Source organism: Lactobacillus sp. ESL0791, assembly GCF_029433255.1.
GTDB lineage: Bacteria > Bacillota > Bacilli > Lactobacillales > Lactobacillaceae > Lactobacillus.
The window spans coordinates 1905178-1918674 of sequence record NZ_JAQTHU010000001.1; the positions used below are offsets into that span (position 1 = coordinate 1905178).

Here is a 13497-nt window from a genome sequence, read left to right on the forward strand (position 1 = left end):
TTACAGAAACGATACAGTAGACAAAAAAGCACCCAAATCTGTTTAGGTACTGTAATAAATTTAATTTAAATAGCACATTAATTAAAGAACACGTTCAGCAGCCGAGGGATAAAAGTATTGACTTAGCTTTTGCTTACGTACACCCTGTGCCGGCGTAGCTGCATGGATAAACTTATGATTCCCAGCATAAATTCCCACATGTTTAGGAGCAGAAGCTGACCCCCAAAACAGAAGGTCGCCCTTTTTCAATTTCTTAAGTGAAACCTTTTTACCAGCTTTAACTTGGGTATAAGTCGTCCGCGGCAGCTTTTTGTTGCACGCTTTTTTATAAACATACTGGACTAATCCTGAACAATCAAACGCATTGGGACCAGTAGCGCCATAAACATAGTGTTTACCAACCTGCTTTTTAGCAAGTTTGACAACAGCTTCGCGCTTTTCTGTTTTCGAAACCTCAGTTGCATCAACAGCTGCATCGACTTTCTGTGCGGACGTCGCCGCAGTCAGGCCGGTAACAGAAATACTGGTTAAAAATAAGAAAGTAATTAACTTGATCACTTCATGTTTATGTTTCAAAGCTCTTTCTCCCTCAGATTCAATTGTTCCTAAAATTAATCTAATCAACAATATATATCATACCCAGGAAATGTTACACATTTGTGTCAAAATAACTACCATCAGGTTAAAAATATTCTATATCAGCCTTCTTGTTATAAAATACAGTTTATTTAGACTGAAGTGCTGCTACCAGTTGGCTTAATTGACTTTTGGTCTCCTTCCAATTGTTATTTAATAAAATATGTGCTCTGTTTTTTAACTGTTCAGGCAGTACATTTAATTCTGAACCGGTTAGACGTTCTTTAATTTTTTTAGGATCGTCACCGCGGCTAAGCAATCTTTTTTCCAATTCTTCTTTATGTGAAACTGTGACGTACAAGAAATAAACATGACTGCCCAATTTTTGCAAGTAAGCCTCCGCTCCCTTGATATCGACGATCAGTGAAACCACAGCGGATTTTTGCCATGCTTTTCTCAGGGCCTCCCTGCTTGAGCCGTATTGGTATTGCCCGTAGGTAACATGCTCAAAAAAATGTAACTGGGCAAAACTTTTATTACTTTCGAAATAATATGATTTATTTTGTGTTTCGCCTGTCCGCATTGGCCTGGTTGTATGTGTGATGACCCGCGGAATTGCATAGGTTTTTGTGAGGTATTCCGAAATTGTCGTTTTACCGGCACCACTGGGCCCAGCAATCAAAATAATTTTTAACAAAATTTAGGCTCCCTTTGCTTTACAATAACAAACTTTTATAATACTATCTTTCTGTTGCAATTTAAACAAGAATGAAAGGAGAAACTGAAAATGAAAAGATCCGAAGTTAAGGTTGGAAAAATTGTCAGTGCCAAATCGGAAGAAGAAATCACCAAACCGTTCCTAGGCAAAGTGGAAAAAGTTTACGAAAATTCCGCCCTGCTGGCAATCACCCATTACGATCCAGTCGACGAAACTGCGATCAGCGATTTAAACAATAAAATTGTCGTCAATTTCAAAAACTTAAAGGCTTCATCCGGCCGAACGAGCAAAAATGTCAAAGCTGCCAAAGCTAACGAAGTAAAAGTGGAAAAAATGAAAACCTCTGGCAAGGGAAAAGGTACTAAAGAAGACAAATAACTGAAACTTGAAAGCAATAAAACTAGTCAGATTCCTTGTGGGCTCTGACTTTTTTAATGCCCACTTGTGTTTTATTTGGTTCACGCCAAATATTTTTGAATGAAGCTAGGTAATAGCTTAATAAATTTGCTTATTATTTGGTCTACCTCTTCTGTAATTTGCTCCTTGACTTCTTTCAATGCCGATAACAGGTAGACCAATGCTTTTTCGAAAGCTAAATCTGGCAACGCGTCATTCATTAAGTAAAACAAATCTCCAATTGTTCGCTCATCAACTGCTTGTCTTTCCTGCCAAGCTAGCAGCTCATAAGTTAAGGCAGTGATGGCAAAATAGCCACTTTGTCCGTCATAGTTTTGGATCTGTGATTTATCTAAAGCCAGATACTGCTTGGTTGCTTTAAAGAAAGTCTCTATCTGCCATCTACGGCCATAAAGCTGAATAATCTCTTTTGGCTGCAACTGGTATCTTGTAGTAGCCAAAACCAAGTATTTTCTCTTGTTACCGCGCTTAGTAACGTATACTAATCTGAGCGGAAAGCTATGTCCTTGATATTCAGCTTCTACCACGCAGCTATAAAGGTAATCGTCTTTCAACTTTATCTTTGATGCCGTCAATCTTTCGTACAGACTTTTTACATCATAGAGCCGGCCACGATATCGATAGTATACTTTTTTGCTTAATTTAAGCATAGATACGCTGTTTAATCCTAGTTGTTTTAACCGCCAGAACATTTTGGGTGATGCAAACCAACTGTCAAACAGCACATAGTCCGCTGGAATGCCTTCGTTTAAAGCTTGTTTGATTAATTCAACTGTAACATCATTCATCTGTCTTTGAGCTTGATTTCTTCTTCTGCCTGCAATGGAACGTTTATCAGTAGTAATGGCTTTACTGCCAATCATGTTTTGTTTGTTCTTAGTTGACATTAAAGCAAAATTTACTGGCAAAAAAGTATTGCCATCACTCCAGCCAACAGTTAGGCCACGGTAACCATTAACATATTCATGCTCATTATGATCATAAACTCTAGCAAGCAATTCCGTTTTCTTAGAATAGGAACGTGACATCAAAGTATCATCAACGATCAAGGCTAATCTTCTACGCTTATCAATTGCGGGTTTGAGCGCAGTAATCAAATTGACAGCAGCTAAGCAAAGCAGTTTTTGCCAGTTGATGCGACCATCATTGAGAACATTTCTGCCAGTTTTAGAAGTAAATTCTGCAGGTTGATCGAAACGATACAGAGACTTTCTGGCAAAGCGTGATTGGATCATCCAATTAATCACCATGAGCAGGCTAACTAAGGAATGACGTTTAAAGTTAACTTTCTTGCTCAGATCAGCTAGACCAATTAGTTTAGCAAAAGCAGAAATTAAAGAACAAGTATCCTTTTCTTGATTGATTTGCGATATACTTTTCATAGCGTGAGATCTCCTTTAACTTTGATTTTGACACTTAAAGTATAACGCAGGGAGGTCTTGCGTTTTTATTTTTGTACTAAAAAAGCTAGAAATCACGCTCTTTTTGCGTAATTTCTAGCTTTCAAGTTTCAGACAAATAACTAATAATTTGTTAAAGCAGCGGAAAATTAGTTGTCTGCTCTTTTTTTTTTCACATTTTTTGCCTAGAATGAGGGGAAACAAAGAAATATTTATGGAGATATCAAAGTGAAACAAAAAACAAAACCAATCTTATTCTGGTTTATCCTGCTTCAGCCCTTCTTGGATTTATATTGGTTCTACAATGGCAACTTAACCAATATTTTTCCTTTCACCTTGCCCACCATCATTCGTATTTTAGCAGTTGCCGTCTTAATTGGCCTCTTTTTCAGCCAAAAAAAAGCCTGGAAAAGGCTAAGCAAGGAAAAATGGCTGCTCGGTTACTTGGCACTGTTAATAATTTATTCGGCGCTGCACCTTCTTTACGCCCGCAATTTCACCAGTGTTAACCCAAGTAACTATAATTATTCAACCGTAAGCGAGCTCTTCTATCTAATTAGAATGGCCCTGCCCCTGATTATCATTTATCTCACCAATGAACTGACTTTTAGCCAAAAAGAATTCCGCCAAGTGATTGAGGGCATTTCTGCGCTCTTTTCCGGCACAATTGTTCTAGCAAATTTATTTGTCATTTCACTTAAATCATACGAAACGGGCTTCATTAATGCCAATATTTTTGCCTGGTTTTTTAATCCGAATATCGGCTATTCCCACATGGCCTCTAAGGGCTTCTTCAATTCTGCCAACATGACCTCTGCCGTTCTCTTCATGCTGATGCCTTTGATGATTTACTACCTCTTTACTTCTTTTAACTGGAAAACAATCGTCCTAAACGTTGTTCAGGCGCTGGCGATGATCGAATTAGGCACAAAAGTTGCCGCCATCGGTCTGCTAGGCGGAATTGTGATTGGCCTAGGAATATATCTAATTCACCGTTACCTGATTAAGGATATCCCAAAAGGCGGCCGAGCCTTTTTAACTGCCGTTTTAATCGGACTAGCCTCATGTGCCATCCTGCCCTTTGGTCCGGCAATTCAGCGCTATAATTACGAAATCTATCTTGCCAAGGAATCCGATCACGACTTGAGCCAGGAAAAACGGGAACTGGCCGTTGGACTTAAAAAATACCCGCAGGGCAAACAACGAACAGAATTTTTACGGGATTTTATCAAGGAAAATTATCCTGCCTATGCCATTAATCCCAAATTTATCCTTAAAAGCTATCCCTACCAGTATGACCCGGAATTTTGGCTGAAGATTATGAACGAACCCGGCCAGGAGCGGATGAAAAACCGTAACATTGAAAAGGCTATGCTTGATCAGGTCCGCAAAACCAATAACAATAAGCTGGATAAGTTTCTGGGCATTTCTTATACCCGTGAAAACAATATTTTTAACCTTGAGCGTGATTTTTCTTCCCAAATATATTCCCTCGGCTGGTGCGGTATGCTGCTCTTTGTGGGACCTTATGTCGGCATTTTGCTCTATGCGATCACTGCCTGGCTGCGAAAAAAACGGGTACGCACTTATCTAATTAGTTCAATGATTACCGCAACCGCTTGTATGCTGTTTGCCGCCTTTTCTTCCGGCAATGTGCTTGACTTCTTAACCGCCAGCTTTATCCTTGCCTTCGTGGAAGGAAACCTGCTGGTTCAAATTAAAAAACAAACAGAATAAACAAAAAAGCACCTGCTTCCAAAATTACTTAGAAGTAGGTGCTTTTGCTTAGTTAAAAACCATTTGAACCAAATAAATCAGAATTAATTCATTTTTGCCTCAAAATAAAAACTTCTTTGCATTTCATAAAGAAGTCTTTATTATATCCTTAATCACTTAACTTTTTCCCTATCTTACTGTTCTGTTTCCATCAAGCAAAATAGTTTGTCCTTGAATATACGAGTTCTCTGGACTAGCCAAAAAGTACGTTAAATTTGCTACATCGTCAACTGTACCAAGTCTTCTAACCGCAATTTGCTTTATTAATTCGTCTAAGCTCTCTTTAGTCGGATAGTGTACTTTAACCATTCCCGTATTAATTACCCTAGGTGCAACAGCATTAATAGTTACTCCTTTAGGGCCCAATTCTTTAGCAAGACCACGCATGAGTCCTTCATCACCAGCTTTAGATGCAGGGTAAGCAACTCCGCCGCCAGTACCACTTTGTGCGGAACCCGAGCTAATAAACACCATACTGCCTTCATTTTCTAAAAATTCATTATAAAAAGCTTTAACTGTATAAAATGCCCCACTCAAGTTAATACTGATTACTCTTTGCCATTCTTCAATAGATATTTCATCCACTGTATCTGAATAGTCGATTCCTGCATCTATAATTAACGAATCAATCTTGCCGAATTCTTTCATTACTTCATCATGAACATGCTCCAAATCAGCGTATTTAGAAACATCAGTTTTAACAAAAAGGGCCTTTTGATATTTGTCTGTTAATTGATCTGCTACTTCTTGACCATTTTGTTCATTAAAATCAACAATTACAACATTAGCACCATTTTGAGCAAACTTTTCTGCAATCGCTTTGCCAATTCCATTAGCACCACCAGTTACTAAAACAACTTTATCATCAAATTTTTTCATTTTTTAAACCTCATTTATAAAATGCTTTTTATCCAACAAATTAGAACATTCCATGGTTCAGCAAGAGTTACATCTGTCGATAAACCTGCCACCTTAACACCACCGGACTTAAGCATTTGTGTTGCACCTGGGGCAACATAGCCTTCAAGATACAGTGATAGCACACAAAACAGAACACAAATCAAAATGGTTCTAAACAAGTTACCATTAGTAACCATTGCTGCTGATACAGAGAAATAAATAATGCACATTAAGATACCAACTGGAAATAATTTAATACCCGGTAAAAACAAAGCACAAATGATGACTATCGGAATCGTTACAACAGTAGCTGTTTCTGTAGTAGGATCACCTAAGCCAAGAGCAATATCCATACCAATATTCAGATTAGTTTCCTTTCCCATTTGCTTTGACATTGTCTTACGAGCTGCTTTTCCAACCGGAGAAATACCTTCCATTAAGACACTGACCATTTTGGGCATCAATACCATAACGCTGGCGATTCCAATCGCCATACTAATTGCATGAGCCAAATCTTGACGCGTTAATACTGCTAGAAGAACACCTACGACAGTGCCAATTACAGAAGAATCACCAAAAACCCCCAGCCTCTTATTAACTGTTTCTAAGCTGAAATCAACCTTATTCAAACCAGGGATCACATCAATTACTCTATTAATTACCCAAGCAAAGGGCATTACCCAAGCTGTTTGCTGAATAGTCGTCGTTGTTGTTCCATCTAATCCATAATAGCTTTGCCATTTACCAGCAACTATATCTCCCAAGAAAAGGGCTATTACAGACATCCCTACAGAAACCAGCAGGCCTATCCAAAAGCTGTGAAATAATACATATACAAGTGAGCCAGGTATTATGAAATGAATGTAGTTCCAAATATCAACATTCATTGTTCTTGTCCAGCCTAAACGAACAGCAATGATGTTAACAATGATCCCAATTAAAATTGCTAGGCCTGCAAAAGGTGCTACCCAGGCTGCTGCTCCAACAGCAGGCCAACCAATATCAGTGATTGTATAACCAGTACCTAACTTAGAATAGTAATCAACAGCTGGCTTTAACGACTCAGTTAACAAATTTACCACCAACGTTAAGCCCATAAATCCAATTCCAACAGTTAAACCTGATTTAATTGCCGCCCCAATTTTCATCCTAAAAATCAACCCTAAGATAAAAATGATTACAGGTAACAATGCTGTTGCCCCAAGACTAACAATTGTTTTAAAAACAGAAGCTAATATTGACATTTTTTAACCACCTATTCTTATTTTGAAACAATATTTGTCCTAATTTGCTTTAAAAAATCAAATAAAAATATATTATTCACCCACAATAACAATATTACATTTTCTTTGACGTTCCCTGTTTTGATCCCAATCAACGAAGTAAACGTAGCCAACTGATCCAATTAAAATTATTTGGTCCTTGATTGCAAAAGTCTGATTACCACCAAATAGTGAACCTTTAATATGTGCGTCACCGTTTAAGATCGTATTCTTTTCATTAGGATAATTAGGATCCTTTTTAGATAATTCCTCCAAAAACTCAATATGTTTTGGACCTGGATACCGATAATTAAGATTTTCAGTATATTCTCGCGGAATTAACTTATCTAAAATATTATTTAAATCCGCTTGTAAATATTCATCGCCATTATAATCATGATCATGAACGTATTCTTCAAATATAACAGAACAGGTTGTATGCGGCGTTTGAACTAGACATATCCCATTATCTACATCACTTTTTTTAACAGATTCTCTAACCTTAGAAGTAATGTCAACATATGTTACTCGTGCCTTCGTAGTAACTTGAATCGTATCTTGATAAACTTTCATCTTAATTTTCCTCCTTATATTTTTTCATTGGCAAGATCATTTCATTCAATTTATCTTCCCAATTTGGTGCATTAATAATGCCACTAGTGCCTCCAGTACCATCTGCGCCAAGACGTAAAACTTTTTCAACATCCTTGCCGGTACTTACCCCAGCTGCTTCTAACACTAAAATTTGGGGGTTAATTTCTTTAACTGCTTTGACAGTATCAACAATATACTTATCATCACTAGTATTACCTGTCCCAATTAAACTAGTTGGTTCGCAAATCATCATGTTAGGTCCTAATTCCGCAACTGCCCGACATTGCTCAACCGTATCACTGCAGACAATAGTGAACAGTCCTACTTCTTTAGCTCTCTTTATGGTCTTATCTAATACACTTAAAGTAAGAGGATTTTCTGCATGATTCAAAACTACGGCTTTAATTCCAACATTTTTCACTGCTTCAGGAAGCACATGGCCCATGCCTCTTCCAGCCACTAAAGAATCCATATGCTGCGCTGTTAAAATCAAATTATGTGTTTCAGACTTAATTCTTGGCAAGTCAACTAATTGTCCCGAAAAAAGTACATCAATTTGATATTTTTGCGCAATTTTATCAGCAATTTTTGCTAATTTTAAAATTTTATCACCATATAAATAAGACTTGGGATTAACCAAGAAAAAAGGCTTCTTTACTAAACTCATTTTTTTCATCCCAATTAATACGAATACTTTTCTGTTGCAAAAACATCATAGTAATGTTCAGCTACTGATTGAACTGCATCTCTTTGCGCAACTGAAAATTCAAATTGTGATGAATATTCCTTTTCTTGAGCAACTTTTAGAGCTGCATTCGCTAAATCAGTAAAAATATTTACTTTGGAAATTCCCATTTCTACAGCCTTACGCAAGTTTTCGTCACCAGAAGAAGATCCACCATGACAAACTAACGGTACGTTTAAGCTCCCCTTTAATTCCGCAATTCGTTTAAAGTTAAGTTTAGGTGTCCCTTGTTGATAAACACCATGAGAAGTCCCAATTGAAACGGCCAATGAATCTACTTTCGTTTCCTTAACAAATTGAACTGCAGCTTCCACCTCAGTATAAGTACTGTTATCTGTTGACGAATTTGTACCCACATGACCAATTTCTGCTTCAACTGGAACACCTAATTGATGCGCATAATGAACAACATCTCTAGTAATTTTGACGTTATCATCATATTTTTCAGCTGAGGCATCAATCATTACTGACGAAAATCCATGCGCAGCACACCATTTAACAAAATCTGGATCTGTTCCATGATCCAAATGCAATACAACTGGAACTTTGGCAGTACTGCCATAATATTTGCCCAAGCTTAATGCATCTTCAACACCTATTTCACCTGAGTGTTTCTGTGCCCAAGCTAAGATCACAGGCAGTTCTCTGTTCTCTGCAGCAGCTAATTCTGCCCTAATAGAATTACTATCCCAATAATTAAAATGGGGAAAAGCATAGCCATTATCTCGCGCACTTTGTAAAATTTTTTCCGAAGAAATTAGCATTTTTCTCACCCTATCTTTTTTAATGTAGTTAATTTAATCTGAAAATAAAATTTATATTTTATCGTTCTCAAAGAATCAATCTATTCATTTTGTGAAAAATAAAAATTTAGGCCCATGTTTATTATGCTGAGTTCGATTGAACTTATTACCGATTACTTTCATCACTGCTCATCTCCATTCAGTTTTTATTATAAAGCGGTTTCACAAATAAGTGACTTGTTTTTAAGCCCAATTATTGTTATTACAGCAAGCATACTTGTGCTAAAAACTTGAAATTTGAATAGCACAATTACTTTTTTTCACAAGACATTAATTGCACTGTAAAGCTATTTATTTTTTGTGGAAGCGCTTTATAATAAATAGTTGAAAAGGAGGTGTAAACATGAGAACTCGCGATAAAGAAATTTTATTAAAAATTATCAAAGATGGAACAATCGGGAAAAAAGAATTATCTAATAGATTTAGATTAACAGACAGACAAATTGAATATAGTATATCAAGTATTAATGATGAACTTGAAGAGAATAACATTGTTCCGGTTACTCTTAAAAATAATAATTTTGCTATCGGAAAACAGGCCGTCGCTTTTTTTAATGATAGAAATCATTATAAGAATATAATTTTTTCGCCTGAAGTCAGACAGCGAATGATGCTTATAATGATCTTAGAGCGAACTAAGCCAATATCATTAAATGATTTTATTATTGACTTACAAGTTAGTAAAAACACTATATTAGCAGACTTAAAATCATTAAATTCAATCTTGAGAAGCAAAGAATTAATAATTAACTTTACACGAAAAAAAGGATACATAATTAAAGGAAAAGAATGGGATAAACGCCTATTACTCGAAGATTGTATAATGGATATTTATGAAAAATATGGATTCAACACATGTACCCAAATTTTACCAAATATTCAGGCTAATCTTTCAAATACAAGACAAGGAATAAAGACCATTGAGGATGTTTTAGGAAAAAAATATGCTGATGATGATTATTTCCCGCTTATTTTATTTCTTACTTTAGTTTTAAATCGAATCTCTGCTGGCAAGACAATTGATGATGCAAATGCAGAAATTGCATCAGACAAAGAAATTGAAGAAACAAATGAATATCAAGTTCTTAATAAAACTGTCACAATTTTTAGAAACTTATCTGTACCCGAAAAGCGTTTTATTGCATTACACATTTTGAGCGCAAATGTTAAAGAACAAGCAGAAGTCTCAGACAGTGTACAATCACGACTCGTTAATGCTTTATGGGAGTTCTTAAATGATTTTGAGTTAAATTCATTTATTGTACTTCCTGATAAAAAAGATCTCTTAAGAAATTTAATTGACCATTTTCGGCCAGCTTATTATCGAATTAAGTATGGCTTGCCGACTCATAATCCTTTGTATAAAGAAATATCAAACAAGTATAAAGAATTAAATGATCTGGTAACTAAATCAATTAAGCCATTAGAAGATTTCTTTCAAACAAAGATTACTGAAGACGAAATTGCGTATATAACAATTTTTATTGGCAGTCATCTCATTAAAAACGACAGTTCGAATGCAGGAGAAAAAATTATTCATGCTATCACAGTTTGTCCTAACGGAACTTCAGCTTCAAAAATACTTGAAAGTAGTTTAAAAAAAGCGTTTCCAGAATTTTTCTTTTATCCCTCTTGTACTGTTCGTGAATACAATAATTTTCTTTTGCCACATGATGTAGTTTTTTCAACGGTTCCTTTGAAATCGAAAAAAACGACGTTCATAATTAATGATATTTTAAATACGGAAAACATTATTAACTTGAGAAACTCTGTCTTTAAAAAGATCTTTAATTTAAGTTTTGGAAGTATTGATTCTGACAGCATTCTCCAGCTTGTCAACAAATATGCTGATATACATGACTCAAAAATGCTTAAAAAAGAATTGGATAATCTGCTTTTGCCAAAAAAGTCGACACTTGAGCCGCAATTAAAAGAACCCAACTATGCTGTTACAGATAAAATTAAAAATATTACGTTGGTTACTAATAATATTCCATTGGACCAAGCAGTAACTTTGCTAGTTCAACCATTAATTAAACAAAATATTGTCAGCGAAAATTTTTTAGACAAATTAAAAACTGAATATAAAGATCAGCCACAATACATCCTTCTCAAGAATCGAATTGTATTGTTTCACCTAGATCCAGACTTAATTCAACAAAAATTAAGTTTGAATTTACTTATTTCTAAGACCGGCATTATCTATCATAAACGGCAGATTCATGTACTAGCTTTATTGACTACGCCAGACAAAACTAAGCAATTGCAACTTCTTTATTTAGTTAAACAAATGGCTGAAAATGAAAGTTTTCTCTCAGACTTGTCTTCAGCACAAAATAAACAAGAGGTCATGAACCAAATAAAAAAATTTACAGGCTACAAGGAGGCCAATTTATATTGAAGTTAAAAGACTACGTGAAGTTAAATACAATTTATCCTAGAATCAGTGTTGATAACCGTACTGAGCTATTTGAAAAAATTGCAAACGACTTAATGAAAAAAAAGTATGTAAATAATGATTTTTTGGCATTTATTAGTACTCGTGAAAAAGATTATCCAACCGGGTTAAAACTTGATCATTATAATGTCGCAATTCCACACGGTGCGCCCAAAAATATAATTACTCCCTTTGTTGCTGTTATTACTTTGGCAGACCCAATAAAAATATGTCAAATGGATGACCCAGATAATCAGCTTGATGTTGATATCTTTTTCATGTTGGGAATTGACAGCAATAAAGGTCACCTTAATTTATTGAAAAATATAATTAAATTGATTCAAAAAAAGGATTTTATAGAAAACATTAGAAAAGCATCTAATGCTGATGAAATATTTAATATTATTAGAAATACGAAAGAAGAATAATTATTATGAATAAAAAAGTAAATATTTTAATTGCATGTGGTAGTGGTGTTGCAACTTCAACAATTGCAGCAGATGAAGTCAAAAGTATTTGTGACGAATATGATATTAAAAATTACCAAATTTCTAAATGTAGCATGACTGAGATGCCTGACATGAGTAAAAGTGCAGATATTGTCCTAACCACCAATAATTACAGAGGAAAAATAGATGTTCCACTTATTAGTGTTACGGGATTTATTACGGGAATTAATACAGAAACATTAAAGAAAAAAGTTGGTGAAAAGTTGCTCTCACTAGCGCAAAGCAAATAAATATCCGAAAAACTAGTATTACTTTAAAACTTAATCAAATAAAAGAGGCTGCATTCTTTAAAGATCTCAGCCTCTTTTATTTGATTAAACTATTCACAACATTATTTCTGCTTAATAAACGACGAATCTGGAATTCGGATCAGGTAGTAACGCGTGGCGATATGCCCGGCGTGCATCCCTAGACCATTTTGCCAATTTTTCTTGTATTGCGCCGTGTAAATGGCAACATAGGCACGTTGGTATTTCTTGTCCATTCGCTTCAGCTGCCGTTCATTGTAAGGAATTTTCTCTGCATTAATATCTAAAGGATTCTTGCCGTCGGCGACAGTCGCCACATTGCTCGAAACCGTGGTTTTGCTGCCTGCCTGATAATAGGTATAGGTCTGCGTTGCCATCTTTTTCTTGCTGGAATTCAGCGTGACATAGCTGGAATTGCCGGTGCCGGTAGACATTACCAGCGGCCGATACTTGACCGTCGCTGTGATTTTGCTTGCATCTTCGAGATCGGGATTATCAAGAATTGTCCTATTAAACATATAGATAAGAGCAAACAGGAAAACGACAATTTCCAAAAGATCAATGATGAAATTTGCCCAAGTAAAATGCTTATGCTGCTTAATAATCATAGCAATCCGCCGCTTTCTGATATTTTGAATCACAAATACCAGATACAGGATGACAGCTACCCACAGCAAAATACCAAGTATATTCCAACTAATCATGTGAAAACCTCCTAGCGCCTATCCTTAATTATATGGTAAGAAAGTAAATTTGAGTAGTAAAGAAAAACAAAAAATTGTTGTAAATTTAATATTCTTCCTTTAATTCACGCTCAAGCAGGTGGGTAAAACTATCCTTTTGCAGAGTTGCTGAAATAAACAGAACTGTAATCTTGTCATCCTTAGCAATGAACGCCACCCGTGCCGAACCGGTTTTTTTCAAGTTAATTCGGCATTCATAAACGCAGCAGCCGTTTACCCGTTCGCTAGCGGCTCGCTTAACCTTGCTCATACCAGTTGCCACTTGAACTGCAAGTGCATCCGCAATGCATTTTTTGATCACCACAGTTTCATTCCTGTGCTTTTTAAAAAACTGCTTGCAGCCAGAACGTTCATATTCAACCTGCACTG

The 13497-nt window shown here is 35.8% G+C and carries 15 protein-coding genes; 5 read left to right on the plus strand and 10 right to left on the minus strand.

The features are described 5' to 3' along the window. Positions 1 to 81 precede the first annotated feature (81 nt). Positions 82 to 576, minus strand: coding sequence for a C40 family peptidase (locus PT285_RS09240; RefSeq protein ID WP_374211472.1), 495 nt, complete (start codon positions 574 to 576; stop codon positions 82 to 84). Positions 577 to 724: 148 nt separating this feature from the next. Continuing rightward, positions 725 to 1273 (minus strand): guanylate kinase, encoded by a 549-nt coding sequence (locus PT285_RS09245; protein ID WP_277149924.1) that lies wholly within the window; start codon positions 1271 to 1273, stop codon positions 725 to 727. A 90-nt stretch (positions 1274 to 1363) separates the two neighbouring features. Here PT285_RS09245 and PT285_RS09250 point away from each other — a divergent pair, with 90 nt between their 5' ends. Then, entirely contained in the window at positions 1364 to 1672 is a 309-nt protein-coding gene (locus PT285_RS09250; RefSeq protein WP_277149926.1) for a DUF2187 family protein, read from the plus strand. 80 nt (positions 1673 to 1752) lie between these two features. Here the strand turns inward: PT285_RS09250 and PT285_RS09255 are convergent, their stop codons facing one another. Beyond that, complete coding sequence (locus tag PT285_RS09255) at positions 1753 to 3093, minus strand: transposase (RefSeq protein ID WP_277149928.1); 1341 nt, start codon at positions 3091 to 3093, stop codon at positions 1753 to 1755. 246 nt (positions 3094 to 3339) lie between these two features. On the opposite strand from PT285_RS09255, the gene PT285_RS09260 reads away from it, so the two are divergent. Then, positions 3340 to 4848 (plus strand): O-antigen ligase family protein, encoded by a 1509-nt coding sequence (locus PT285_RS09260; RefSeq protein WP_277149930.1) that lies wholly within the window; start codon positions 3340 to 3342, stop codon positions 4846 to 4848. A 168-nt stretch (positions 4849 to 5016) separates the two neighbouring features. Here the strand turns inward: PT285_RS09260 and PT285_RS09265 are convergent, their stop codons facing one another. From PT285_RS09265 to PT285_RS09285, 5 genes are all read right to left on the minus strand, one after another. Further along, positions 5017 to 5766: an SDR family NAD(P)-dependent oxidoreductase gene (locus PT285_RS09265; RefSeq protein WP_277149931.1), complete on the minus strand. Its 750-nt coding sequence runs from the start codon at positions 5764 to 5766 to the stop codon at positions 5017 to 5019. A 14-nt stretch (positions 5767 to 5780) separates the two neighbouring features. Further along, positions 5781 to 7031 (minus strand): PTS transporter subunit IIC, encoded by a 1251-nt coding sequence (locus PT285_RS09270; protein ID WP_277149933.1) that lies wholly within the window; start codon positions 7029 to 7031, stop codon positions 5781 to 5783. A gap of 72 nt (positions 7032 to 7103) precedes the next feature. After that, the gene (locus PT285_RS09275; protein WP_277149935.1) at positions 7104 to 7622 is read right to left on the minus strand and encodes a YjbQ family protein; all 519 of its coding nucleotides are present in this window, start codon (positions 7620 to 7622) and stop codon (positions 7104 to 7106) included. Between the two features lies 1 nt (position 7623). Next, positions 7624 to 8310 carry a triose-phosphate isomerase gene (locus PT285_RS09280; RefSeq protein WP_277149937.1) on the minus strand — a complete coding sequence of 229 codons (687 nt, stop codon included), beginning with the start codon at positions 8308 to 8310 and terminating at the stop codon, positions 7624 to 7626. A 14-nt stretch (positions 8311 to 8324) separates the two neighbouring features. Beyond that, positions 8325 to 9152: a class II fructose-bisphosphate aldolase gene (locus PT285_RS09285; protein ID WP_277149939.1), complete on the minus strand. Its 828-nt coding sequence runs from the start codon at positions 9150 to 9152 to the stop codon at positions 8325 to 8327. Between the two features lie 382 nt (positions 9153 to 9534). Here PT285_RS09285 and PT285_RS09290 point away from each other — a divergent pair, with 382 nt between their 5' ends. From PT285_RS09290 to PT285_RS09300, 3 genes are read left to right on the plus strand one after another with little or no spacing between them, the layout of a single operon-like run. After that, entirely contained in the window at positions 9535 to 11592 is a 2058-nt protein-coding gene (locus PT285_RS09290) for a transcription antiterminator (RefSeq protein ID WP_277149941.1), read from the plus strand. After that, positions 11589 to 12056 carry a PTS sugar transporter subunit IIA gene (locus tag PT285_RS09295; RefSeq protein ID WP_277149943.1) on the plus strand — a complete coding sequence of 156 codons (468 nt, stop codon included), beginning with the start codon at positions 11589 to 11591 and terminating at the stop codon, positions 12054 to 12056. Before PT285_RS09290 ends, PT285_RS09295 begins: the two co-directional genes overlap by 4 nt. A gap of 5 nt (positions 12057 to 12061) precedes the next feature. Continuing rightward, positions 12062 to 12367 carry a PTS sugar transporter subunit IIB gene (locus PT285_RS09300; protein ID WP_277149944.1) on the plus strand — a complete coding sequence of 102 codons (306 nt, stop codon included), beginning with the start codon at positions 12062 to 12064 and terminating at the stop codon, positions 12365 to 12367. Between the two features lie 101 nt (positions 12368 to 12468). Here the strand turns inward: PT285_RS09300 and PT285_RS09305 are convergent, their stop codons facing one another. Further along, positions 12469 to 13089 (minus strand): LVIS_2131 family protein, encoded by a 621-nt coding sequence (locus PT285_RS09305; RefSeq protein WP_277149946.1) that lies wholly within the window; start codon positions 13087 to 13089, stop codon positions 12469 to 12471. An 85-nt stretch (positions 13090 to 13174) separates the two neighbouring features. Continuing rightward, the gene (locus PT285_RS09310) at positions 13175 to 13495 is read right to left on the minus strand and encodes a hypothetical protein (RefSeq protein WP_277149948.1); all 321 of its coding nucleotides are present in this window, start codon (positions 13493 to 13495) and stop codon (positions 13175 to 13177) included. Positions 13496 to 13497: the final 2 nt, after the last annotated feature.

Excerpts from the sequence above, each read along its gene's own strand:
- PT285_RS09300 (WP_277149944.1), top strand. The coding sequence starts at position 12,062 with ATGAATAAAAAAGTAAATATTTTAATTGCATGTGGTAGTGGTGTTGCA.
- PT285_RS09250 (WP_277149926.1), top strand. The coding sequence starts at position 1,364 with ATGAAAAGATCCGAAGTTAAGGTTGGAAAAATTGTCAGTGCCAAATCG.
- PT285_RS09280 (WP_277149937.1), bottom strand. The coding sequence starts at position 8,310 with ATGAGTTTAGTAAAGAAGCCTTTTTTCTTGGTTAATCCCAAGTCTTAT.
- PT285_RS09285 (WP_277149939.1), bottom strand. The coding sequence starts at position 9,152 with ATGCTAATTTCTTCGGAAAAAATTTTACAAAGTGCGCGAGATAATGGC.
- PT285_RS09290 (WP_277149941.1), top strand. The coding sequence starts at position 9,535 with ATGAGAACTCGCGATAAAGAAATTTTATTAAAAATTATCAAAGATGGA.
- PT285_RS09270 (WP_277149933.1), bottom strand. The coding sequence starts at position 7,031 with ATGTCAATATTAGCTTCTGTTTTTAAAACAATTGTTAGTCTTGGGGCA.
- PT285_RS09275 (WP_277149935.1), bottom strand. The coding sequence starts at position 7,622 with ATGAAAGTTTATCAAGATACGATTCAAGTTACTACGAAGGCACGAGTA.
- PT285_RS09255 (WP_277149928.1), bottom strand. The coding sequence starts at position 3,093 with ATGAAAAGTATATCGCAAATCAATCAAGAAAAGGATACTTGTTCTTTA.
- PT285_RS09305 (WP_277149946.1), bottom strand. The coding sequence starts at position 13,089 with ATGATTAGTTGGAATATACTTGGTATTTTGCTGTGGGTAGCTGTCATC.
- PT285_RS09265 (WP_277149931.1), bottom strand. The coding sequence starts at position 5,766 with ATGAAAAAATTTGATGATAAAGTTGTTTTAGTAACTGGTGGTGCTAAT.